Here is a 23,285-nt window from a genome sequence, read left to right as displayed (position 1 = left end):
TTCACTAATATGTTGAATACATCAAATTGGTTTTTTATTCTAACATTATCGTTACACAGTCTGGGTGGAAAGCACGGACTATAAAATATGGAGGGACTGCGCAGTCCTCAAAAATCTCTCAGGAGGTGTTACCATGGAGAAGGCTCTCAGAATCCTTTGGGCAACAGGAGAAGTGGACGAAAACGGAGATCCTGTGACAAGAAGGCAGACCATCTCCGTGAGTCCAAACGCAACGGCACAGGACCTTGCAAACGCAGTGAACGCCCTCGACTCTCTCACGAACTACACCTACGTCTCCGCTCAACTCGTCACGTACGAAACCATATGAGGAGGTGATGTGGTATGAAGAGGCTCTATCTGGATTTCTACAACGAAACTGAAAACAGAAGAAAAAGGATCATCGTCAACGACCCCGTGGAAGGCCTCACAGCAGAACAGGTTCAATCGGCCATGCAGACACTCCTTGACTCAAAGGTTCTGGAAGGATACGCGATCGACAGAGCAGTTATAGTGGAGACGAACTCAAACGAATTCTTCGATCTCATCCAGTGACGAAGGGAGGGCGTCTGTATGATGGCGATACTTCCAATTTTGAAGGACGTCCTTCCTCTTGCCGTCTCCCTGGTCGAAAGACCGGGGGACGGTGAGGCCAAAAAAGAAGAGGTGAAAGAGATCGTCTTCAGCCTCTTCGACGACTTTGGAATCGATCTTTCCTTCGACGATGACATCTTCGAACACATTCTAGATTATGCGATAGACTTCGTAGTGGACTTCTTCAACGATCGGGTGTGGAATCATGGTTAGAAGAAACCTCAAGAGAACCAGCGACGAGGATCTCTCACTGGAATCTCTCTTTCAAAAGCACGAAAGCGATCTACAAAAGAAGGCAAAATATTTCTTCAGAAAGTACGACTACAAGATTCTTTCCTTCGAAGACCTCTATCAGACGATATGCTATCTGTTCTGCTACGCCTACAGAACATGGAACAAAGACAGGGGAGAATTCGAACCTTACTTCAAGTGCATCATAAACAGAAAGATGAACGACATCATAGCGGGCAAAACTCCTCCCCACTGCTGTGATCTTCCCTTCAGCATACTGAAGCCGGAGTACCTCAAAAAACCACAACATCCAAAGGATCTGGACGATGAAGAGATAATACAGAACTGAAGCGGGGGTCTTCCCCGCTTTTTTCTGGAGGTGACAGTGTGAAAGAAAAGTTTCTCGAAAGATTCGGCGAGACCGCTTTTCTTCTGGAAAGACTCACAGGAATAGACAGAAAGATCCTCCTTGCCCAGTCTGCACTCGAGACAGGATGGGGAAAGCACGTGGTGGGAAACAACCTCTTTGGAATAAAGAAACTTTCCTGGCTAGAAGGCGCTGTCACAGCACAGACGAAAGAATTCGACGGTGTGAAGACGATCGACACGTTTCAATCCTTTGTCAGTCCAGAAAACAGTATGATCGCATACCTGATTCTGATAAAAGAGTGTTATAATAAAGCCTGGGCAAAAAGAAAGAACCCCAGGTTGTATTTTCAACTTCTTCAGGAAATGGGATACGCAACAGATCCGATGTACGCAAAAAAGTGTCTGGATGTTTACACCTGTATTGAATAACTTTGAATTCAGGGGGGGCGAGTGCTTTGTATCAACTGATCGTCTTCGATCTTGTAGTGCTTTTTGCACTCAACCTCCCTTTTTTTAACTGGTACGTGGGAATCCTCCTTTCGCTTTGTATGACCCTTTCTTTCTTTGCCTTCAGGCTCTACGACCTTGAAAATGTTCAAAACTACAACGAACAACTCATAAGAACAACTGTTGGCACCATTTTTTCTTTTATACTGGTTCTTTTCTTCTATCCCCTCTTCGAAAAAGACATCACTCGATACAACTTCTTCTACAACTTTTTGATCTCCGTCGTTTTGATCCCTCCTATAAACACCCTTTTTGGAAAACTCCTCATCAAAAACCAGCCCACGAAAACGTTCCTTGTTGTGGGAAAAAAGGAAGAAATAGAGCCCATTTTGAAAGAGATAGAAGAAAAAACGATGGGAAAGTACCGCTTTGCAGAGTACATAAACCCAACCGTTGAAACCCTGAAAAGAAAAGTTACCCATTACGATGGAGTCCTTCTAGCAGATCCAGAGTTCGAAGATGTTCTGAAAAAGGTGAACATCAACCGTGTTGAGTACCTTCCAAACCTTGTGGAAAGAACACTCAAAAGAATCCCTCTGAAAGTCCTGGAAAAGTTCAGAGAGTACTACGAAGTTGCCTTTGACAACGTAAGCGATGACTCACCGTCAAAGAGAATTCTAGACATCGTCGTTTCCCTTGTGGCACTCGCTGTGTTCTCACCCATCATGCTTGTGGTTGCTATAATTATATATCTGGAAGATGGATTGCCTGTGGCCTTCAGACAAAAGAGAGTGGGGAAAGATGGAAAAGTCTTCACGATGATGAAGTTTCGCAGCATGAGGAACGTACCAAAGGACTCACCGAAATTTGTGGATCAGGAAAAAGACAGAATACTGAAAGTGGGAAGATTCATCAGACCGCTCAGATTCGATGAAGTCCTTCAGTTCATAAACGTTCTTAGAGGAGACATGAGTGTTGTTGGACCAAGGCCTGAACAGGAAGAATTTGTCAGGATCTTCGAAAAGCAAATTCCCTTCTACCACCTGAGGCACAAAGTAAAACCTGGTATCACCGGCTGGGCTCAACTCATGTACAAGTATTCATCCAATCTGGAAGAAGTGAAAAAGAAACTCAGTTACGACCTCTGGTACGTGAAAAACAGAAACATCTTTCTAGACCTCAGGATCATTCTTCAAACAGTGGAGGCTGTGTTATGGAGAAGAGGGGCAAAATAAAGATCTTGCAGTTGATCACACGATCAGACTGGGCAGGCGGCCAAAAAGTACTCTACTCCATAGTCTACGGTTTGAAAAAGTACTACCCAGATCAGTTTGAAGTTGAAGTTGCGTGTGGTCCGGAAAATGGCCAGTTGATAGAAGAGCTGAAGAAGCTGAACATAAAAGTACATGTTATTCCTGATCTGGTGAGAGAAATCTCTCCTCTGAAAGATTTGAAAGCTTATCTACAGATCAGAAAAATTATAAAATCTGGAAAGTACGATGTGGTTCACTGTCATTCTTCAAAGGCTGGATTTCTTGGAAGAATGGCAGCAAAAACATCAGGAGTAAAAAATGTAATTTACACAGTTCACGGATGGTGGGGAGTGGAACAGTACAGAGGCCTAAAAAGAAAGTTCCTTATCCTCGCTGAAAGGTTCGCAGCGAAATTCTGCGATAAGATAGTTTTGTTATGTCACAGAGACCTTCTGAAGGCCAAAGAGTGGAAGATAGGAAAAGATTCACAGTACGTTATCATCCCAAATGCTTTAATTCCTCAGCCACCTGCGCCTAAGGGAAAACTGAGAAAAGAACTTAGCATACCAGAAAACATAAAAATAATAGGAAACGTGGCAAGACTCGATCCACCAAAAAATCCTCTCAGATTTCTCGAAGTGGCAAGATTGGTTCTTAAAGAAAAAGATGATGTTGTCTTTGTATGGATCGGAGGAAGTGTAGTGGATGATATTTACGGAAAACTTGTGCAGGAATGGCTCGATGAACATCCAAATGTGGCAAAGAAGGTGTACTTTCTTCCCTTTAGAAAAGACGCAGTAGAGCTCATGGCTGATTTTGATGTGTTTTTGCTCACTTCCGATTCTGAAGGAATGCCACTTGTGGTACTTGAGGCATTGAACCAAGGTGTTCCTGTTGTGAGTACGGATGTAGGATGTGTGAGTGAATTGACGGACGAGATTTATTCGAAAGAAGAAGAGATTGTGTTGAATCTCTTCAAGATACTTGATGAACTGGATAGAAAAGGTGTCACAAATCACAGTTATGAAGAATTATACGACAGATTCATAAAAAACTATGCATCTACCTATAGGGAAGTGATCGATTGATGAAAAGCTTATCAATTAGGAAAGTCAACACATTCGACATGTTTTCCGCAAAAGTTTATTTCATGTTTATTATACTCTACACATTTTTAAGCGGGTTTGTATTCATAGAACCAAGTCCTGCAGAGATCGTATTTGCTTTATTTGCTCCAATATTGTTGATTGGATTTTCAACTACGTGGAGAACAGTATCAATGTTCTTTCTTTTGTTCATACCTATGCTTGTTTCAACGTATTTTGGTTTAATACAAGGGTTTTTCAATCCTAGATTTTTTATAATAGATATTTACTTATTCCTCTTCTTCTTTGTTCTGGCATCGCTTGGCTATCGAGTCAAAAACATTATAAACAAAAATTATCTGTTCGATTCCCTAATGAAAGCGTGGGCTTTTGCTGGTGCCATTAACATTTTTGCAGGCCTTTTTGCGTATGGTACTGGCAAGTTAAGTTTTTTTGGAATAGAAATAATACGTTTCGGCATTAGGTTGAAGGGATTCTTCAAAGATCCTAATGTTTTAGGACCTTTTTTGGTGCCAGTAGCAATCTACTATCTCTTTCTCTTTTTCTCGAAACAAAGAAAGAGTATTTGGGATCTTATCCTATTTACTTTCTTTAGTGGAGGAGTGTTTCTTACATTTTCAAGAGCCGCATGGTTGAACCTTTTTATATCAATAGTCGCTTTAATGCTCATGTTAATACCATATCGCAAAGCAAGAAGAAAAATAGCAATCTTCTTTATTATCATCGGGCTCTTTTTTGCGATTTTTCTGGAGATTTCCAAAAATATAAATGTACTTGATATAAATCTATATGATTTCTTCACCGGTAGATTAGGATTACAATCCTACGATGCAGAGCGTTTCTCAGCTCAAAAAGAATTCATAGACATCATGAATTATAGTGTCTATAGTTTGTTTTTTGGAATTGGACCAGGAAATTATGAGGAATTCGCAAAAATGGCAACGCATTCTCTATTTGCCAGGTATATAGGAGAGAGAGGAATATTTGGTTTAATAACTTTTGTGGTATTTATCAGTCTTGTTGTATATGCGGTTAGAAAATCTTATTACAGGAAAATTTTCATACCCATTCTTTTGGGTCAATTTGTAAACTCCTTATTTATCGACAGTTTGCATTGGAGACATCTGTGGTTATTGATAGCGATGATATTCCTATGACATATGAAAAAGGGGGATAAATCAAATTGAAAGCAGTAGTAACTTCTCTTAAATTTTCGCCAGGACATTTATCCCATATTGTTGCCTATGCCAAATTATTCCACGAGATCGGATATGACGTGGTTCTCTGGCTGCATAAAGAATACAAAACAATAACAAAAGATACCTACTGGGAACCCGGAAGCTATCTTGTTTATTAACGTCTCCACAATCAATCATAAATGCGCACAGGTTTTAAAAAGCAAAGGTTCAAAAATTATTTACCTTTATCACGAACCATAGGAAAGTTTTAGACAGTATCTAAGGGAAGGTATAAAACAAGCATTGAAATCAACAGCCGCGCACTTTTTCTCGTCAAGATTGCTCAAGCAATCAGATCTTGTAATTGTACCTTCGAATTATGCATTGAACCTATACAAGAATAAAGAAAAGATATCAAATACAATGAAAATGTCATTATGGTTCCACTGTTGTTCGATGATGAACTGGATGAAGGAATAGATATCACAAAGAAACAATATTTCTCCTACATAGGACATGCTGTGAAGGGGCATGCTTTTGATATTTACATTAAATTGATAAAGTATATCTACAAACAGGGAGTAGATGTGAAATTCCAAATAGCGACTTGCACCGATCTAAGCAGACTATTAAAAAAGACAAACTTTTACAGGAAATGGTGAAGAAACAGGTTCTAAGAATTGCCCATGGAAGACCTCTTCCAAATTCTGAAATAAACCGAGCCTATAAAGAAAGTTTTTGCATTTGGAATGTCTATAGAAGGTCAACTCAAAGCGGTGTTTTACCAAAAGCTTACATGTTTGGAACACCTGTTATAGCCAATGACATAGGTAGTTTTTTGGAGTTTGTAAGGCCAGAAGAAACCGGGAAAATAATCTCCTTGTCAGTGGATTTAGATGAGATCTTAAAGAATGTTTTGGAAATAAGAAAAGACATTGATAAACACCCTCAGAAAGCTCATAATTTTTCTTAAAACCTTTTGTTTCAAAACGTATTTATATGTTTTTGAGAAGATTAATATTTAAATAAGTCATCTCCATAAATATGGTGAAAAAAAGATTGGGACTTGTGTGAAATAATTTTCACAGCAAGTTGATGATTATCGCCTTTGTATGGAAATTGAATCCATAAATTTTGAAGTGACCATTTAAATCTAGATAATTCAATCTGAATACTGAACAGATAAGAGAAAACCCTAATAGTGAAAAATATTAGGAGGTGTTGTTATGAGTTTCAATATTATCGTTGTTTGTCCTTATTCACCAAGGTGGTCTAATATAGCATCCATTAGATGGGAAAAACTGTCAAAATATCTTTCTTTAAATCATAAAGTGACATTGATCACAAGTTCTTTTAAAGAACCTATTAGGGAAAGATCTTTCGACATAGGCAAAGCAAAATTAGTCGAAATTCCTTTGAAATACTATCGAAGAAATCCCTTTTTAGACATGAAGACAAATACAGGTGAATTCCTGGAAAACTCAATTCAACATAGAATAAAAGCAGAAGCAAGGGTTTTATTGGAAAGATTTTTTCCTATATCTTCTGGAGGAATGCTTTATCATGATTATAGATCTTACAAAAATGAAATTTCAAAACATCTCTCAACTAATGAAATAAACATACTCATAACAACTTACGATCCGTGGTTTTCAATAAGGCTTGGCAACTGGTTCAAGCAAAAACATAAAAATCTAATCTGGATAGCTGATTTTAGAGATCCATCATTCAATATTCATGAATCAATGATTTCAAGGCTTGGAATTTTTAAATCAACAACAAAGGAAATTCTAAAACCTGCTGATGTTGTAACAGTTGTCACTCATCAGATGAAACAAGATTACGAAAGATTAACTCAAAAAAAGGTTTTGTTTTTACCAAACGGATATGATGGTGATTTGAGTAATTTGTATTCTGATGAATTCTCTATAAAAAAGACAAAAAATTCATTAACAATCTCTTATACTGGTAGTTTACACCCAGAAACTATTGAAATTTCCTACTTCACAGAAGCTTTGAAAGAAGCAAAATTGACTTCTCCAAACACTAAATTTATATTTAATTATGCTGGGTTTCACAGCACCAGAGTAAAAAAAGAATTTTATAAAAGAGGAATAATGAATATTCTCAAAGATTATGGCCTTGTTGAAAGAGATCAAGCTATAAAGCTACAAAGAGAATCAGATATCTTGTTGTTGATTGCATATACGGGGGATGATGAAAAAATCGGTAGATCCATAAGAACTGGAAAAGTTTATGAATACCTTGCTTCAGGAAAACCAATAATTGTACTAGCACCGCATGATTGGGAAATGAGAGATGAGATCGAAAGCGATGGTGTATCAAAGGTTTTCCACAAATCACAAATATCTGAAATGGCAAAATATTTGATCGAACTTTCGCAAAAAGAAGATTTAAAGATAAATATGTCAGCCCGTAGGAAAGTAATTAAGAAATATTTGTATCAAAACCTTGCTGTTAGACTTGAAGAAGCTATTGTAGAAGTGGTTAAAAACATATGAGAAAATACGCTGAAGAACACCTGAGCTGGAAAATCAAAATGAAACCACTTGTTGAAAAGATCATGGAAATGAGGTGACCAAATGAAAGTACTCTCGCTAGTTGGAGCAAGACCTCAGATCATAAAAGAAGCGGTGCTTCACAGAAGGTTCAAAGAAAAGGAGATCAAAGAAGTACTCGTTCACTCCGGACAGCACTACGACTACAACATGTCGGACGTGTTCTTTGAGGTTTTACAGATCAGAAAACCAGACTACAACCTCAACGTAGGATCTGGAACACACGCTGAGATGACCGGAAAGATCATGATAGAGTTCGAGAAGGTCCTTTTGAAGGAAAAACCGGATCTTGTTCTCGTCTACGGTGACACGAACACAACACTTGCCGGGGCTCTCGTTGCTGCAAAACTGAAGATACCCGTTGCCCACGTTGAAGCAGGAATCAGGCAGAAACCAAAGGACATGCCAGAAGAGATAAACAGAGTCGTCACAGACCATGTCTCTCAGATTCTTTTCTGTCCAAGTGAACTTGCCGTGGAAAACCTGAGAAAAGAAGGAATTACAGAGGAAGTTTATTTCGTGGGTGATGTGATGTACGACCTTTTCCTTGAAATGGAAGACAGGTTCAGATACGATGTTTTTGAAGAGTTGAACTTGAAAGAAAACGACTACCTTCTTGTCACACTCCACAGGGATTTCAACGTGGACGACCCCGTGAAACTGGAAAAGATCCTCTCTCATCTGAAAAAAGTCTCCAGAGAAAAAAGAGTCGTCTTTCCGATTCATCCCAGAACGAAAAGAAGGGTGAGAGAATTTGGACTTGAGAGACTTCTTGAAGGGCTCGAAGTGATAGATCCTGTGGACTATCTGAACCTGATGGGCCTTGTGAAGAGATGCTGGAAGGTGGTAACAGACAGCGGTGGTCTTCAGAAAGAAGCGTACTTTGCCAGAAAGCAGGCGGTTGTGGTGATGCTGGACACGGGCTGGAGAGAACTGGTCGAAGCGGGCTGGAACAGACTGGCAGATGAAGAAAATCTCTTTGATGTTGTGATGAAAGATGATAAGACCAACTACCCCAAAAATTTGTATGGAAATGGGGATGCTTGTGAAAAAATCACAGAGATAATTTTACAGTCATAGTTGCTATTAGGAGGTGTTTTGTTCTTAAAAATGCGGTCTTTTATCCTCACCAACCTTTTCCCAACAAAAGAAAACCCAAACTCAGGTATCTTCATAATCAAAAGGCTGAAAGAGTACCAAAAACTCGGTGTTGACTTCACAGTCGTTTCACTGGCGTTCAAAGATAAGGGAAGACTTCTAAGTCTTCTAAGACGCCTTCTACACAAACCTTTTGAAGTACCCCTTGAAGAACTGGAAGGGGTGTCTTTCAAACCTGTTTTTGTGGAAAGAGGGCTTTTTGATGTAGCGCTTCAGAAATTCTCGACAGTGAAAAAAGTACTCGAAAACTTCACAGACCAGTTCGCTGAACAGATTTCTCGGGAGTTTCCAAAACACAATATCATCCATGCACACGGGATGTATCTTCCTGCACCGGCTGGTGTTGTTGCAAAGAAGCTTTCTGAGATCTGGAAGATTCCTTACATTGTGACACTCCATGGGAGTGATATAAATTTAAACATGAAAAGACACGATGTGAGAGATATTTACCTAGAAACTCTTGAAAACGCCTCAAAATGCATCTTTGTAAGCAAAGCACTTCTTGAGAAGGCAAAATCGTTCGGTTACTCTGGACAGAACGCTGTTGTGATACCAAACGGATACGATCCAGATGTGTTCAAACCAATGGATAAAGACACCGTGAGAAAAGAACTTGGAATATACAAAGAAAACACCTACTACGTGGGCTTTGTTGGAAACCTTATCCCCATAAAAAGAGCAGATAAACTTCCTGAGATATTTGGAAAGATAGCAAAAGAACCCCCAAACACAAGATTCATAATCGTTGGAGATGGAACACTGAGAGATAAAATACTGAAAGAGATGAAAGGACTCGATGTTGTTTTTGCCGGAAGAGTGCCACAGACAGAGGTTGCAAAGTATATGAACGCAATGGATGTGATGGTTCTTCCAAGCAGGAATGAGGGATTTGGGGCTGTTTGCATTGAAGCCCAGGCCTGTGGAGCGTGCGTGATTGGAAGTAGCAGTGGAGGAATCCCAGAAGCAATAGGTTTTGATGAATACGTTGTAAAAGAAGGCGAAAACTTCGAAGAGAGATTCGCAAAAAGAGTGGTTGATGTTTTGAAAAAAGGATACGATAGAAACAAATTGATAGAAAGAGCAAAAGGATTTACGTGGGAAGAGATTGTGAAAAGGGAGATAGAAATCTACCATCAGATGGGATAGCAAGGTTCAATCGAAGAGAAGGTTTTGTTTGTTCCTATGTCCAGCATGGAAAATTTGTGAATCATTAGTAGGAGGAGATAAAATTATGCCAGGTTTTTTAGGAGAGATTGGCAAGAATCAGTTGAACAAGTGTTTTGGTAAAGCAAATGATGAGAAGTTAATTACAGAAATTATTGAAGGGCAAAATTACTATATTGAACGAAGAACAATCAGAAAATTTGAAAATGATAAGGTTTTCCATGAAGATGATAGGTATATCGTTTTAACCGAAGGGGTCATACTGAATTCTCTGCAACTTATAGAGAAGTACAGAGTATCTAATTTGAAGGATGCAATAGTGCGAATGTACAAAGAGAATGGCGAAAGTTTTTTTGCCGAGTTCAAGGGTAGTTTCTCAGGATTGTTTTGCGACAAAAAAGCCAATAAGTGGATTGTATATACAAACCACTTTGGGGACAAGCAAATTTTTTATTTGAAACTTGAAGATAGGATCGTGTTTGCTTCAGAAATGCCATGGATAGTTGAGTACATGAGAAACTGCGGGATTGAATATACTATCAACGAAGTGGGAGCATATTTCCTTTTAACGTATGGGTATATGCTTGAGGATTATACAATTATCAAGCAAATAAGAAAACTACCCGCAGGATGTTATATGAAGATAGAAAATGGTAATTTCTCTATTGTCCGGTATTTCGAAGTGGATAACACACCAGATTATACACAAACAGAGGAAGAGATAATAGAGAATATAGACAAGTTGTTCAGAAAAGCAGTTAAACTAGAGTTTGAAAAGGACAGAGAGTACGGATACAAACACATATCCTCACTCAGCGGAGGGCTCGATTCAAGGATGACAGTTTGGGTGGCGCACACGCTTGGTTACACCGACCAGTTAAACGTAACTTTTTCCCAGAGCAACTATATAGACGAAAAAGTTGCAAAGGCAATAACTTCTGATTTAAAGCACAATTGGGTGTTTTTCTCTCTGGACAATGGACTGTATCTTATAGATACCGTAGAAGATATGGTTAGGATAAACTATGGAAACGTGCTTTATTCTGGAGCAGCCCATGTGAATCATGCGGTAAGCAAGATCAATTTTGAGAAGTATGGATTGTATCATACAGGGCAAATTGGAGATGTTATTTTGGGAACCTATTACACTTCTGAAAACCCCAATGAACAATACTTCCCAGGTGCAGGTGCATATTCTAAGAGATTAATTCGAAAAGATGAGCAAAGGTTTTTGAAAAAAAACTATCCAAATGTAGAAGTTTTCTTGTTCTATGGTCGTGCATTTAATGGTATGTTAACTGGCAACTTACCGGTTCAACAATATACAGAGGTGGTCTCGCCTTTCTTGGATCCGGACTTTTTCTCTTACTGTTTACGAATACCACTCAAATATAGGTACGATCATAGAATTTACAAGAAATGGATACTGAAAAAGTATCCCGAAGCCGCAAAATATGTTTGGGAAAAAATACAAGCACGAATAACGGATGTTAGCATCAAAATCTTAGGAAGAAAGCTACCTATAAAAACCTTGCCAAGGAAAATATTCCTCAAGATTTTCAAAGGTGGAGCCATGAACAGTAAGTGGCATATGAACCCATTTGACTATTGGTACAGGACAAACAATGAATTGAAAAGTTTCATGGAAAAGTATTACGAACAAAACGTTCATTTGATCAAGAATGATAAAGTGAAAACCATGTGCGTCGAGTTGTTTGAAAAGGGAAACGCAATAGAAAAAACCCAAGTTTTGACGTTGCTTGCAGCTTGGAGGATGTATTTTGAAAATGAAAAACTTGCTTGAAACGACAACAAATCTGATCAGAAAAGGCCTGCTGCACGTATTTGTAGGTGATTTAAGTTACAAAGTTCTTAGGTTCTTGTCATCAATAGCTGTGGCAAGGTTGGTGGATAAGGATCAATACGGCGTTTGGAACTATGCGTACAATATTTATTCCTTGATACTTCTTTTCGACGGGCTTGGAATAGCTTCTGGTGTCATACAATACTGCGCAAAGGAAAAAGATGAAAAGAGAAGTTTTTTGATCCTTAAATTCGGGAAACGCTTCGGCGGTTATGTGAACTTGTTAATTTCGTTTATCACACTAATGATGGCTCTCTTTGCACCTTTAAAATTCCCTTCGGCTCGTCTTTACCTGATCGGGATAAGTTTTGTCCCCCCAGTAAGAATCTTCTATAACGTTACCATACAATATATTAGAGCCCGGAAGCGTGCGAAGGTATATGGTTATCTGACATTTTCCTACGCCGCCGTATATCTTCTCTTCATTCTTTTGACAATTCCTTTTATGAATGTTTGGGGACTTGTAGTTTCAGAGTACGCCGTGATACTTCTAAGCTTATTGATCTCGAAAAGATTAATTCCTAGGATATCGGAAGAAAAAGTCAGTTTAGATAACGGTTTAAAGAAAGAAATTGTGAAATTTTCAATAGTAGCGAATTTGTCAAATGTTATGTCGCAATTCTTGTATCTGATAGACACATTCTTAGTTGGACAAATATTAGGTAAGGCTGATGTTCTTGCTTCTTACAAGGTGGGTACACTCATACCGTACAATTTGAATTTCATTCCGGCAGCTTTGATAACGTTTTTTTATCCATACTTTGCAACAAAATCAGATGATAAGTTATGGGTTAGGAAAAAGGCATTTCAATTTCTTAAAGCATTAGCTGTTTTAAATTCGTTGATAGTTGTCCTGTTCATATTGTTCGGTGACCACATCACCCATCTTCTATTCGGAAATAAGTATTCCGACAGTGCTATTATCCTGAAGATCCTCATGATTGGCTACTTCTTTGCAGCAACTTTTAGGATACCATTGGGGAATTTTATAGCCTCTCTTGGGAAAGTGAAGATAAATCTGATAAATTCGATAGTAACTGGGTTCAGCAATATTATATTGGACATTTTACTCATTTTGAATTACGGGGTGATAGGTGCAGCGTTCGCAACCGTGTCTGTATTTATCCTATCGTCAACGATAAATTTGTATGCCTTCTTGAGACTAACAAAAAAATGAGTGTCCATACTTCAGCGCTATTCATGCATAAAGCAAGTCAGAGAAACCATTTGTTTTTACAAGAAGTTACAGAGAAGCTTCTTTTGTCGTACCGTTTCTGATCCTCCAGCCTGTCATGTACATGATATCTGAAACTACCGTTCTTGGGATCAACTTCACCAAGAAGACTTACTGGCACATTGTCGTGACAGGTGTTTCCGCCATAGCTAATTTTGTAGGGAACCAGCTTCTTGTGCCGTACTTTGGTGCGAAAGGAGCTGCCATATCAACGGGTCTTTCATATGTCCTTTTCTTCACCCTCAGAACACTCATAGCCGAGAAACTGTATCCGATTGGTTTTAATCTGAAAAAGATCTACACGGGGGTTCTTCTCATCTCCACTGTGGCATTCTTTGGAACCTTTTCGAAAGGGTATTTACCCGTTGTTCTCTCTTTTGTTGGAATCCTCTTTGTATTGTTCCTCTACAGAAAGGAACTGGCAATTGTAAAGGATCTTGTTTCAAAAATAAGGAGATGACACAGTTATTCATACTTTTCAGAAGACCATCACAACCCACTCGGGGTGATACAATTTTAGAAAAAAGATGGGGGGAAAATGGAGTGGGGTAGCACAGGACATCTTCGCTCAAATCCAAAGGTGGAGAGAAAAGCTGTTGGATTTTAGCCTTTCAAATCCTCTTTTGACGATAACGCGAGGTCGAACCTCAAAACTTTTGGTCAAGCATCCAGATGTTACAACCCTCTTCAATATGCTGGTCAAAAAAGGCAAAAGTATGAAACTTCCCGTCATTGTTTACGATTATAATCTCGAGGAATACACCCTAAAAGATCATGGAGAGATTTGTTTTGAAGGAGATATAGAAGAGATCCGAAGAAAAATGAACAGACTGTACACCTTATCAAGACTTTCCATGGAAGAGAAGGGCATTGTAACGTTATTCATGACTTTTGGAATCTTAGAATGGAACGACCCCGATTTTCCTGTTCAACATCTCTCGGCTCCTTTAGTAATGGTACCCTGCGAGTTTGAGAGAAGTAAACATACACATCAAGTGCTCAAAATAAATTTTATCGGAGAGGACGTTTTGTTCAATCCTGCCTTGGAGCTGTTGTTTCGTGAAAAATACAAACTTCCATTACCAGAAATCAGTGAAGTAAAATCCATCGACCTCGAAAGGATTCTTGAACACATGAAAACTTTGAAAACACAATTCACCATCTGGAGAATACTCTCTCAAAGCTGGCTTGTTGTCTTGAACCCAGAAATGTTCATCTTGTACAACGACTTAGGAAACATGTTACAAAACGAAGAAGCATTGAAGCATCCCCTAATAATGGCTCTTTCAAGAGTATTACCGCCTTTCAGAGGTGAAAACAGTGCCGAGACAGAACACACCGTCCCTTTGGTGCCTGTTTTGGAAACTGATTCAAGCCAAAGAGAAATTTTAAAACTGGTGAGAGAAGGAAAAAATCTGGTAGTACACGGTCCCCCTGGAACAGGAAAAAGTCAAACCATTGCCAATATCATAGCAGATGCATTGGCACGTGATAAAACAGTGCTTTTCGTAAGTGCGAAGAAAGCTGCCCTCGATGTTGTCTACAATCGATTAAAAAGCATAGGCTTGGAAAAATTCTGCCTTGAAGTCCATAATACCAAAAAGTCCAAATTAGAGTTAATGGAAGATCTAAGAAAAACAATCGATTTTCTTAAAAATCTCCAGGATGTCGGACAACCCATAGAATTGTTGAATCAATTCAAACATTTGAAAGATCTGCTGAATGATTCATTAAATTCCCTTCATCGAACGGATCGCCCTCTCGGTATATCCGTTTACGATGCAATATCCAAACTAGAAGAATTGAAAGACTACCCATCGGTACACTTTTCTTTGAACGACTCATTAATAGCGAATACTTCTAAAGAGGAACTCGCTAAGTACCTCCAAACCTTGGAAAAACTGGAGCAACTTGCTGATGTTTACGTGAATGAATCTCAACATCCTTGGAAAGGATATAAATTCTTCAAAGACGCACTTACTTATCCCTCGAAGACAATAGAAATGCTAGGATACATAAAGATAAATCTTGAAAAAGTAAAACAACTGCTCGAAAAAGCAGGTTTTTCTGATATAGACGGTTTATGTTTTAACGACTTTCAGAAAATACTCTCTCTTTTAAAATCTTTAAGAAAAGTTGATATTATACCAGCCAAGTGGTTTAAAGTTGACATCAAAACCCTTTCCATGCTCAAGCAACTTTTTGAGCTCTACCGTAAGCAAAAAATATTGATGAAAAAATATTACCAGCACACCGAAAAACCAATCGAGGAGATGATAGAAATCCTCCAACCAATGGAGTACTTCCTCAAGAGTTGGACGAGGGTGTTGAAGCCATCTTACTGGAAATGGATTAAGTTTGTAAACAATAGCCTCAAGTATCCTCATAACTTCGAGAACATCAAACGTCTTTATGACATCGTCAGAAACATAGTGGACGGAGAAGCGAAATTCAATGAACTCAAAGAAAAATTTTCCAATCAAGAGGTCTCGCCTGATGAATACATTATGGATACAAATGTAGAAATAGAATCTCTTTTGGAAAAGTTAAAGATAACGCTGGAGATTAGGGGAAAAGTATCGAGAACAATACTCAAAGGCGATCTGATACTCGATGAAGAATCAAAAGAATTCATTTCTAAAGCCATTGAAATCCTTGAAGACTCCCAATTGAAGAAAATCATGGAGGCCATGAACAAGTTGTGGCCGGAAGGGTTTATGAATGGAATGACCTTCAAAGAGGTTCCCTTGAGAGAACTTCTTCAAAAGATCGATCATTTAATAAATAACGAATCAAAACTATATGAGTGGGTACAACTTCAAGAAGTGATCCAAGATCTAGAAAGTATGGGATTGGGAACTTTCATTCGGAGTGTTGAAAAAGAACATGTGAAGAACATTCGGCGGCTTTTTGAAAAAAGTTTCTACAAACAGTGGATAGATCACACATGTGCTCATGATGAATTTCTCAGTAGATTTCAAAGTAGAGAATACGAAAAGGTCATATCAGTACTGCAAAAAACTGAGGAATCCCTCAGAAAAAGCTGGGTGAATTATATAAAATCCTCGGTTGCACAAAAATTTCAAAGGGTGATGAATAATCCTGAAAATTCAGAGTATACGAAACAAATGCAGATATTGATGAGGGAAATTCAAAAAAGAAGGAGACACAAACCCATAAGAAAATTTTTCTTGGAAGTGTCGGATGTTCTTAGATTAATCAAACCATGTATGCTCATGAGTCCTTTATCTGTTGCTTCTTTTCTTGACTTAGAAAGGTTCATAAACTACTTTGATATTGTGATATTCGATGAGGCTTCCCAATTGAGAACTCCTGAAGCAATACCCGCAGTAGTGCGAGGTAAACAAATAGTTGTTGCAGGGGATCCAAAGCAACTACCTCCAACTAGTTTTTTCAAATCTTACTATGAATCGGATGATGAATCGGATGAAAAAGAACCTCTTGAATCTTTTTTGGATGAATGCATTGCCTTACCTCAAATGTTCAAACAGGGATATTTGAAGTGGCACTACCGCAGTAGGGACGAGCAGTTAATAGCATTCTCAAACCACTACTTCTATAACGACAATCCATTGATAACGTTTCCATCCCCCAAAACTAAAAGTCCCCATCAAGGTGTAAAACTTGTTTACGTCGAGAACGGGGTCTGGGAGCGTTCAGGACGACGAGTTAATTTTATGGAAGCTCAAAGAGTAGTAGACATAGTAATTGAGCATCTCCAAAAGTTTTCCGAGCGTTCTATCGGAGTGGTTACGATGAACATTTCTCAAAGAGATCTGATAGAAGATCTTCTGTACAGACGTTTGGAAGAATTCCCTGAACTCAGAAACATTCTATTTGAAAAGTCCAATGAGCCGTTCTTTGTAAAATCCCTCGAAAATGTTCAAGGCGATGAAAGAGACACAATTGTTATCAGCATTGGTTATGCAAAGACTCCTTCTGGGGATTTGTTTTATAACTTTGGTCCACTAAACCATGAAGCAGGATGGAGAAGATTTAATGTCCTTGTCACGAGGGCTCGCTATCAGATCATATTGGTAACCAGCCTACGCTCCGATGATCTTTCCAGGGTAAATCCTGAAAACCGAGGAGTAATGGCATTGAAGAATTATCTGAGATATGCTGAACAAAACTGTCATCTTGAATTTGATCATTCTATAGAAAAGTTTGAAGACGTACTTCCTTCTGTAATAGCCCAGCGTTTGAGCAACGAAGGTCTGTCGCTAGATACCAACATAGGAATGGGGCTCTGTCAAGTGAGTATCGGCGTAAGAGATTCTGAAAATTCCGAGGGATATGTAATGGGAATCATACACGATGGGAAGAATCATTTTTTGATTCAAGATGCTTTTGATAGAGAAGTACTAAAGTTTAAGGTGCTCCAACGCCTTGGTTGGTCAATAAAAAGAATATGGACAATCGAATGGTACAGAGATCAAGAAAAAGTATTAAAGGATATCACTGAATCTCTCCAATCAACTAAAAAAGAAAGCAAAAAGCTCGCTCATGAACACTAGTTATTTTTAGAACCATCCAGAGTGATCTCTGTTTCTTTTGGCACAAACACTGGTTTTAGGAAAAGAAAAATACAACTTCCCAGAAAAGCCCTGGCAGAAATCTGAAACCTCACTATGCTATCAAACCTAAGCCCGCAATGGGAAATGTTCTTTACAAGCCTGTCTATGTCGTCTCTGATGACAAAATTGCTTGATTAGGATCAGTAAGGAATATACTTCACAAGAATATTTCTCATTTTGTTTTCGCAACGCCGGTGAAAAGCCTCAAGTGGTTTCGATCACAGCCAGAAACAACCAGGTGGGAATTCCCACAATGCCTTCATCTTTGAAGACGCTATCCTCCGTGATGAGAATTCCTCTGCCGAATACTCTTTTCATCCCAGTATAATCGAATCTGCTTATTCTGCTTTGGTATCTCACTTCAACTGGTATCAGCGTTCCTTCATGGTTGTAGACGAAATCGATCTTGTTTCCCCGATCCGAATACCAGAAAAACGGACCATCGTAAAGATTCATGCCGTGATGGAAGAGATCAGAATCTTTCAAAAGATGCCTCAGTGTGAACATTTCTATGAGTTGTGGAAGTTCGATTGTTTTCCCACTTATGTCAGATATTATATCGGCGATCACTTTATCAATTGGGTAAGTCTTTTTTTGCTTTTTGGGTCTGATGGTTTTCTTGGAAATGTCGATGAAGAAGACGTTCATGAGTATAAAACTGTAACCCAGATATTCGAAGTACTTCTGAATCGTATCAACACTTTCCACGGTACCTGTGAAAACGTCAACCAAGGAGTTCCAGGAAAATCTCTGACCAACGATGTCTGGAAGTTTTCTGAATATCTCCAGCAAGTTTGTTCTTGCCCTTAGATATTTTTCTGCGTCTCCGAGAATGAAGTCTTTATACACGTTTGTCGTCTATTACCTTTGGAAAACCTCCTGTGTTCAGATACTTTAAAAAATGCTCCTTCAAGAAGGCGTTTATAAGGCACACCTGTTCGGCTCACTGGTAGAGATCGTGAGAATTTCTTCTATCGTCTTTTTTCAACTGAGAATAACGAGGAAATTGTCGAGCAAACCGATATCTACAAAGTACTTCAGCGATTTCTGCCAGTCTTCAATGGTGGTTATTTCATCAATGAAGATATACCTGATCTCTCCCGGTTTTCCTTCGAACATTTGAAAGAAGGCTCTCACAGTTTCTATCAAATCGAATCTATCACCTATCCCATCACACGTGAAGAAGAATATATTAGATGGTTTCACACCATCCTCGATCAATTTTTTGATGTAGAGCTTAAGAAATGTGGTTTTTCCTATCTGGCGAGGGCCTCTGATGGTATATATACCCGGTTTTTCTTCTAGTATTTCCCTAAAGAATTTTTCCGGATAGTATTTGAATGTGCTCTTTTCAAAAGTCCTGATATTCCTAATCGACATATATTTCTTCTGGAGAGCGCCACCACGGGTTCATGAGATAAAGTTCGTCTATCCGCAATCGGATCACTCCCTGTATCATGATTCTCACTATTTATTATATCAAACCGTTCGAATTTATCGAATACATTCGATAAAAGCGTACGAATTTATCGAATATGTTCGATAAATACCTACACTTTAAAAACGAATCTGTTCACTGAAAGTATCTTCCAAAGTCTGTCAAACCTGTCCGGTTCTTGTCGAGTCTGTCAACGATGTTGAAATGAAACCATGCTTATATTTATACGCCATTTTGAGGAAAAAAAGATTGAACAAGTACCAATTCGGTGTGTATGACAGACAAAAATAAAAAAATCGTCTATATAGGGCACGGAAAACTCAAAGAACGCCTGAGAAGACATTTCAGGAGGTAATGTATTTCCGGTACAAAAAAAACGTCTACGAAGGAGAAAGCGAAAAATAAGGAAAAAAACGTTGTTGAGTAGATTCAGGAAACATCTATTCAAAAAGTGACACTATTCAGCCAACTGGAATAACGAGTTTCCTCTGATGGTGGACAGAAGCTCTTCTCAAGTGAGATATCCTGAATGAGAAAGGTCCTTTCAAAGAGTGTGTCTAATGAACTTCTCAATGAATTCAGAAGGAGTGTATATTTCTATTCCCTTCACGTTTTCGAAATGTTTTTTGTTTCCTGTTACGATAGGTACTTTTGCTGAAAAAGCAACTTCCAAAAAGGGAAGATCGAACTCGTCGAGTGGATCCACTCCGAGGGGTGATGGAATTACAAAAACAGACTTTCTTTTTACAAAATCCAAGAGCGTTCTCACATGTTCCCTAGGAAAAGAAAACTTTGGACTTAGAAGAACCCTTTCATACTCACTGTATATTCTGGAATCAATACAAAGTATTAGCTTTTCATCCAGAACAAGATTAAGAATATGGGCAGGTTTACCATATGGATTTATAATTCCAGATACCAAAACATTTGCGTCAACGACTACTTTCATTTCTATTTTTTGCCTCTCTTATTATCTCTTCAATTTCATCTTCTGATAGCTTGTTCAATCCTTTTTCCAGTGAAAACATACGTAATTTCTCAACAGCCATTTGAACTCTTATCTTTTCTATGAAATCCAGAATTTCCTTTGGATCTCCATCGATTTTCATGACGATAGCCTTTGGCTTTCCATTAACTGTGATAACTGTTTCGTTGTCTTTCCAGAGCACGGCCGGATTGTTCCTGATATCTCTACTTGAAACAAAGCGCATATTATCACCTCCGCTAATATCATACGATATGTCCTACAATATGTCAAATAAAACGTTTGTTCTGAGATGACTGGTTCCTTAAGTAGAAGCCTATTAGAGAGGCCGTGGATTGAATTTGACTCATGGACAAGTCAAAAAGCCACTGCCTACCTGTTTGTACGATTTTGTCTATTTCATTCGATAAAATCGTACGAATTTATCGATTACGATTGATAAATACCCACGCGTTAAAACCTACTTGCTCTCTGAAAGTGTCTTCTGAAGTTTGTCGAACCTCTCCAGTGTTTGTCGAGTTTGTCGACGATGTCGAGATAGTAATAGGAGTTTGTAGTATAATCTAAATAAAACAGAAAATAACGCAGGGGTGATTCTGTGAAGCAAGCAGTGGCCGATCTTTTGAGTGTTCTTGTGGACAGACCGCTCAGAGAAGGTGAATCAGAATATCTGGTGAACAGAAGCAGGGAAATAAACTATCTGAACTCAATAGCACTTCATCAACCTTTTGGGATAGTGGGTGTTTCTGGGGAAACGGGCATCGGGAAAACGACGGTGCTCAACTTTGTGAATCCAGAAGGGGTTTTCACGATCAGAGTAAACATTTCTCTCAGAGACTCCATGGAGAGCGTACTCTACGATCTTTTGCACAGTCTGGCGTTTGTCCTGGAAAAGATAGAGGGAGTGTCAGATCTTGCAAAAAAGGTTAGAAGGTGGATAACGGACGAAGTTTCAACCATAAAGGGCTTTTCCCTTGGCGTTTCTTTCGGCATGAGCGCCAGTCTAACACACGAAAAATCGATCAGGCCGAGGTTCAACTTCTTCGAAGCCAGAGAAAAACTCGGAGAACTGATAAAACATACGGTTCAGAAGAAAGGAAAATTCCTTCTGATCATAGACGAACTGGACAAGGAGAAGAAGGAAGACGTTCTCAGGGTGATAGATTCGATAAAGAACTTCATCATCATGGAGGACTTCGTCGTCATACTTTCTCTTCCCTTTTCGATATATCGAGAATACGCAGCCGACAGACTGAGATGGAACGAAGCAGGAAATCTAGAAAACATATTCAAAGACATCGTTTTTGTTGAACCTCTGAAGAAACTTGAGATCAAAGAGTTGATCATCAAAAGACTTGGATCCTACATTGAACTTCTCGAAGACGGAGTACTCGATATAGTGGCGGAGTTTTCCGATGGAAACCCAAGAGATGGCCTGTGGATACTGACCAAAGCGATTTACGACAACATTCACAAGGAAAGATTGAGTAAAGAGGATCTGATCAACACGATCAACAGGACGATAGCGGAGTACACCGGGCTGACTTTGAACCTGACAGAAAACCAGAAAAAAGCCATTCGAATCCTGAGAGGATCTGTCTACACCAGAGAAAAGATCATAGAAACGCTACAGAAGGAAGGTATCAAGAGAACAACGGCGTACTCAGTCATGGATCAACTCCTTCAAAAGCGGATACTCCTTGTTGAAAAGGAAGGTTACAGAATCTCCGGAAAGTTCAGGTACATTGAGATCTGACGATCTGTCTAACCTGTTCGGTGTCTGTCGAGCCTGTCGAGGATGTCGAGATTCCAGGAAACAGATTTAACAGAACAGGGCGGTTCTACACCGCCCCAATGTTGTGTTTATGACTTCTCAACCTTTATTTCCACAGGAACAGGGCTTTTCAAAGTGTCTTCTACAGGGCATCTTTCCTCTATGGATTCGAGCCACCTTTTTATGGTGTCTTCGTTGGCATCGGTTTCGGGTTTCAGGATAACGTTGATCTGTTTATAGCCCGGCCTCTCATCTGTCTTTTTTCCAAAAAGTTTGTCCGGATTCAAAACTCCTGAAACCTCAATGGAAAGACCTTTCAGGTTCATCCCCATCTCCTTTGCCACCATGTGGGCAACCACGTTCAAACATCCAGCAAAAGCAGCAAGAACATATTCAACCGGATTGGGACCCTCGTCGGTGCCACCGAGTTTTTCTGGCTCATCGACGATCACTGTGAAGTTTCTGACTCTGACGGATGTCTTCGTCGGACTTTCAGAAATTGCAGACACTTTGAATTCAATATCAGGCATTTCAACACCTCCCTGAATGGATTAATTACCAACACCTAATTTTAGGATAACACAGGACATTTTTCTCACATAAAAACATGCTGTTACAATCAACTCACATTTCTTTTATAAACAACTACTCCGCCCTCGACCATCTTCGAGATGATCTTTTCCATCTGTTTGTATTCGTTCAGAGAGTAAACATGGGGTTCAAGCCCCTTCAATTTGATGGTCTTTTTCACGATTTTGTAAGCGTCTTCCCTGAACGGGTCTTCGTACACGACAAGAAGATCGACATCACTGAAGGCGGTGAAGTTCCCCTTCGCATAAGAGCCAAAGAATACCACAAGTCTCACAGGAAGTTCCTTCAGAAGTTGTGGGAGGGATTTTCTGATGATCTCCAGGATCTTTTCTTTGTTATATTCTGGATAGAAGATCTTCGCAGAACCGGATGATCTTTTCGGCATAGTTCACCAGCCTTTCGGCTTCAATTCTAGAATACCTGCTTCTGGGAGAGCCGGAAGGAAGGGCATCCGGATACCTTGTGGGGATATAGGCCTTGTCCAGTTCGAGGGCATAGTCCATGATTTCTTCAGGGATTTCAAAATGTCTGGAGAGCTCTTCGAGTGGATCTGCTATGGAACGTCCCCATACCTGCGTTCCCATTCTCTGAAACACAGCTTTTACAGCCTTTTCTGCTGCCTGTTGAGAAGAAAAGTAAGTAGAGATCTTCTCGTGATTATTATAACCCCACCAGTTTGGAGATTTTGATCTACAAGTAGGTCAAAATTCGGAATATTTGACCTT

22 protein-coding genes and 1 pseudogene are annotated in these 23,285 nt (G+C 39.2%); 17 read left to right on the top strand and 6 right to left on the bottom strand.

The annotated features are described in order from the left end of the window. The first annotated feature begins 133 nt into the window (after positions 1–133). The 16 genes from AS006_RS03970 (at position 134) to AS006_RS03895 (ending at position 17,712) form a co-directional block, all read left to right on the top strand. Positions 134–328 (top strand): DUF1659 domain-containing protein, encoded by a 195-nt coding sequence (locus AS006_RS03970; protein ID WP_101513061.1) that lies wholly within the window; start codon positions 134–136, stop codon positions 326–328. A gap of 14 nt (positions 329–342) precedes the next feature. Continuing rightward, positions 343–552, top strand: a complete 210-nt coding sequence (locus AS006_RS03965) for a DUF2922 domain-containing protein (RefSeq protein WP_101513060.1) — start codon at positions 343–345, stop codon at positions 550–552. A gap of 18 nt (positions 553–570) precedes the next feature. Beyond that, positions 571–804: a hypothetical protein gene (locus AS006_RS03960; RefSeq protein ID WP_101513059.1), complete on the top strand. Its 234-nt coding sequence runs from the start codon at positions 571–573 to the stop codon at positions 802–804. Continuing rightward, positions 797–1,171, top strand: a complete 375-nt coding sequence (locus tag AS006_RS03955; RefSeq protein WP_101513058.1) for a sigma factor — start codon at positions 797–799, stop codon at positions 1,169–1,171. The genes AS006_RS03960 and AS006_RS03955 overlap by 8 nt, the downstream gene beginning before the upstream one ends. A gap of 38 nt (positions 1,172–1,209) precedes the next feature. Then, a complete protein-coding gene (locus AS006_RS03950) occupies positions 1,210–1,620 on the top strand; it encodes a glycoside hydrolase family 73 protein (RefSeq protein WP_101513057.1) in 411 nt (136 codons plus the stop codon). 26 nt (positions 1,621–1,646) lie between these two features. Beyond that, positions 1,647–2,873: a sugar transferase gene (locus AS006_RS03945; protein WP_101513056.1), complete on the top strand. Its 1,227-nt coding sequence runs from the start codon at positions 1,647–1,649 to the stop codon at positions 2,871–2,873. After that, positions 2,852–3,979 (top strand): glycosyltransferase, encoded by a 1,128-nt coding sequence (locus AS006_RS03940; RefSeq protein ID WP_101513055.1) that lies wholly within the window; start codon positions 2,852–2,854, stop codon positions 3,977–3,979. The genes AS006_RS03945 and AS006_RS03940 overlap by 22 nt, the downstream gene beginning before the upstream one ends. Then, the gene (locus tag AS006_RS03935) at positions 3,979–5,154 is read left to right on the top strand and encodes an O-antigen ligase family protein (protein WP_145997379.1); all 1,176 of its coding nucleotides are present in this window, start codon (positions 3,979–3,981) and stop codon (positions 5,152–5,154) included. The genes AS006_RS03940 and AS006_RS03935 overlap by 1 nt, the downstream gene beginning before the upstream one ends. 679 nt (positions 5,155–5,833) lie before the next feature. Further along, on the top strand, positions 5,834–6,148 hold the full coding sequence (locus AS006_RS09595) for a glycosyltransferase (protein ID WP_233185630.1): 315 nt from the start codon (positions 5,834–5,836) through the stop codon (positions 6,146–6,148). A gap of 253 nt (positions 6,149–6,401) precedes the next feature. Continuing rightward, entirely contained in the window at positions 6,402–7,697 is a 1,296-nt protein-coding gene (locus AS006_RS03925; protein ID WP_101513053.1) for a hypothetical protein, read from the top strand. Positions 7,698–7,778: 81 nt separating this feature from the next. Then, positions 7,779–8,834, top strand: coding sequence for a non-hydrolyzing UDP-N-acetylglucosamine 2-epimerase (wecB, locus tag AS006_RS03920; RefSeq protein WP_101513052.1), 1,056 nt, complete (start codon positions 7,779–7,781; stop codon positions 8,832–8,834). 30 nt (positions 8,835–8,864) lie between these two features. Continuing rightward, positions 8,865–10,058: a glycosyltransferase family 4 protein gene (locus AS006_RS03915; RefSeq protein WP_101513051.1), complete on the top strand. Its 1,194-nt coding sequence runs from the start codon at positions 8,865–8,867 to the stop codon at positions 10,056–10,058. Positions 10,059–10,143: 85 nt separating this feature from the next. Beyond that, positions 10,144–11,880: an asparagine synthase gene (locus AS006_RS03910; protein WP_101513050.1), complete on the top strand. Its 1,737-nt coding sequence runs from the start codon at positions 10,144–10,146 to the stop codon at positions 11,878–11,880. Further along, positions 11,864–13,117: an oligosaccharide flippase family protein gene (locus AS006_RS03905; RefSeq protein ID WP_233185651.1), complete on the top strand. Its 1,254-nt coding sequence runs from the start codon at positions 11,864–11,866 to the stop codon at positions 13,115–13,117. Before AS006_RS03910 ends, AS006_RS03905 begins: the two co-directional genes overlap by 17 nt. Positions 13,118–13,238: 121 nt before the next feature. Beyond that, positions 13,239–13,634 (top strand): polysaccharide biosynthesis C-terminal domain-containing protein, encoded by a 396-nt coding sequence (locus tag AS006_RS03900; RefSeq protein ID WP_233185629.1) that lies wholly within the window; start codon positions 13,239–13,241, stop codon positions 13,632–13,634. A 136-nt stretch (positions 13,635–13,770) separates the two neighbouring features. Next, the gene (locus tag AS006_RS03895) at positions 13,771–17,712 is read left to right on the top strand and encodes a DUF4011 domain-containing protein (protein ID WP_233185628.1); all 3,942 of its coding nucleotides are present in this window, start codon (positions 13,771–13,773) and stop codon (positions 17,710–17,712) included. 264 nt (positions 17,713–17,976) lie between these two features. On the opposite strand, the pseudogene AS006_RS09710 reads toward AS006_RS03895, so the two are convergent. The 3 genes and pseudogenes from AS006_RS09710 to AS006_RS03875 all read right to left on the bottom strand — a co-directional run bounded on the left by AS006_RS09710 (position 17,977) and on the right by AS006_RS03875 (position 20,421). Further along, a pseudogene (locus tag AS006_RS09710) lies at positions 17,977–19,210 on the bottom strand (ATP-binding protein). Positions 19,211–19,754: 544 nt separating this feature from the next. Further along, on the bottom strand, positions 19,755–20,159 hold the full coding sequence (locus AS006_RS03880) for a putative toxin-antitoxin system toxin component, PIN family (protein WP_101513046.1): 405 nt from the start codon (positions 20,157–20,159) through the stop codon (positions 19,755–19,757). Next, positions 20,143–20,421: a hypothetical protein gene (locus AS006_RS03875; protein WP_101513045.1), complete on the bottom strand. Its 279-nt coding sequence runs from the start codon at positions 20,419–20,421 to the stop codon at positions 20,143–20,145. The genes AS006_RS03880 and AS006_RS03875 overlap by 17 nt, the downstream gene beginning before the upstream one ends. A gap of 372 nt (positions 20,422–20,793) precedes the next feature. On the opposite strand from AS006_RS03875, the gene AS006_RS03870 reads away from it, so the two are divergent. Beyond that, a complete protein-coding gene (locus AS006_RS03870; RefSeq protein WP_199167357.1) occupies positions 20,794–21,951 on the top strand; it encodes a P-loop NTPase fold protein in 1,158 nt (385 codons plus the stop codon). A 107-nt stretch (positions 21,952–22,058) separates the two neighbouring features. Here the strand turns inward: AS006_RS03870 and AS006_RS03865 are convergent, their stop codons facing one another. From AS006_RS03865 to AS006_RS03855, 3 genes are all read right to left on the bottom strand, one after another. Next, on the bottom strand, positions 22,059–22,499 hold the full coding sequence (locus AS006_RS03865; RefSeq protein WP_101513044.1) for an OsmC family protein: 441 nt from the start codon (positions 22,497–22,499) through the stop codon (positions 22,059–22,061). An 89-nt stretch (positions 22,500–22,588) separates the two neighbouring features. Then, the gene (locus AS006_RS03860; protein WP_101513043.1) at positions 22,589–22,945 is read right to left on the bottom strand and encodes a nucleotidyltransferase family protein; all 357 of its coding nucleotides are present in this window, start codon (positions 22,943–22,945) and stop codon (positions 22,589–22,591) included. After that, complete coding sequence (locus tag AS006_RS03855; RefSeq protein WP_233185625.1) at positions 22,896–23,144, bottom strand: HEPN domain-containing protein; 249 nt, start codon at positions 23,142–23,144, stop codon at positions 22,896–22,898. The genes AS006_RS03860 and AS006_RS03855 overlap by 50 nt, the downstream gene beginning before the upstream one ends. Between the last annotated feature and the right edge of the window lie 141 nt (positions 23,145–23,285).

This window comes from Thermotoga sp. SG1, from assembly GCF_002865985.1.
Classification (GTDB): domain Bacteria; phylum Thermotogota; class Thermotogae; order Thermotogales; family Thermotogaceae; genus Thermotoga.
Note: the sequence above shows the minus strand (reverse complement) of the source record. Positions and strands in the feature narration are given on the sequence as shown.

Bases quoted from the DNA above. Each gene is read 5' to 3' on its own strand.
- AS006_RS03970 (WP_101513061.1), top strand. From the start codon at position 134: ATGGAGAAGGCTCTCAGAATCCTTTGGGCAACAGGAGAAGTGGACGAA.
- AS006_RS03965 (WP_101513060.1), top strand. From the start codon at position 343: ATGAAGAGGCTCTATCTGGATTTCTACAACGAAACTGAAAACAGAAGA.
- AS006_RS03960 (WP_101513059.1), top strand. From the start codon at position 571: ATGATGGCGATACTTCCAATTTTGAAGGACGTCCTTCCTCTTGCCGTC.
- AS006_RS03955 (WP_101513058.1), top strand. From the start codon at position 797: ATGGTTAGAAGAAACCTCAAGAGAACCAGCGACGAGGATCTCTCACTG.
- AS006_RS03940 (WP_101513055.1), top strand. From the start codon at position 2,852: ATGGAGAAGAGGGGCAAAATAAAGATCTTGCAGTTGATCACACGATCA.
- AS006_RS03935 (WP_145997379.1), top strand. From the start codon at position 3,979: ATGAAAAGCTTATCAATTAGGAAAGTCAACACATTCGACATGTTTTCC.
- AS006_RS03925 (WP_101513053.1), top strand. From the start codon at position 6,402: ATGAGTTTCAATATTATCGTTGTTTGTCCTTATTCACCAAGGTGGTCT.
- wecB (WP_101513052.1), top strand. From the start codon at position 7,779: ATGAAAGTACTCTCGCTAGTTGGAGCAAGACCTCAGATCATAAAAGAA.
- AS006_RS03915 (WP_101513051.1), top strand. From the start codon at position 8,865: ATGCGGTCTTTTATCCTCACCAACCTTTTCCCAACAAAAGAAAACCCA.
- AS006_RS03910 (WP_101513050.1), top strand. From the start codon at position 10,144: ATGCCAGGTTTTTTAGGAGAGATTGGCAAGAATCAGTTGAACAAGTGT.
- AS006_RS03905 (WP_233185651.1), top strand. From the start codon at position 11,864: ATGAAAAACTTGCTTGAAACGACAACAAATCTGATCAGAAAAGGCCTG.
- AS006_RS03900 (WP_233185629.1), top strand. From the start codon at position 13,239: ATGATATCTGAAACTACCGTTCTTGGGATCAACTTCACCAAGAAGACT.
- AS006_RS03880 (WP_101513046.1), bottom strand. From the start codon at position 20,159: ATGAAAGTAGTCGTTGACGCAAATGTTTTGGTATCTGGAATTATAAAT.
- AS006_RS03875 (WP_101513045.1), bottom strand. From the start codon at position 20,421: ATGCGCTTTGTTTCAAGTAGAGATATCAGGAACAATCCGGCCGTGCTC.
- AS006_RS03865 (WP_101513044.1), bottom strand. From the start codon at position 22,499: ATGCCTGATATTGAATTCAAAGTGTCTGCAATTTCTGAAAGTCCGACG.
- AS006_RS03860 (WP_101513043.1), bottom strand. From the start codon at position 22,945: ATGCCGAAAAGATCATCCGGTTCTGCGAAGATCTTCTATCCAGAATAT.
- AS006_RS03855 (WP_233185625.1), bottom strand. From the start codon at position 23,144: ATGGGAACGCAGGTATGGGGACGTTCCATAGCAGATCCACTCGAAGAG.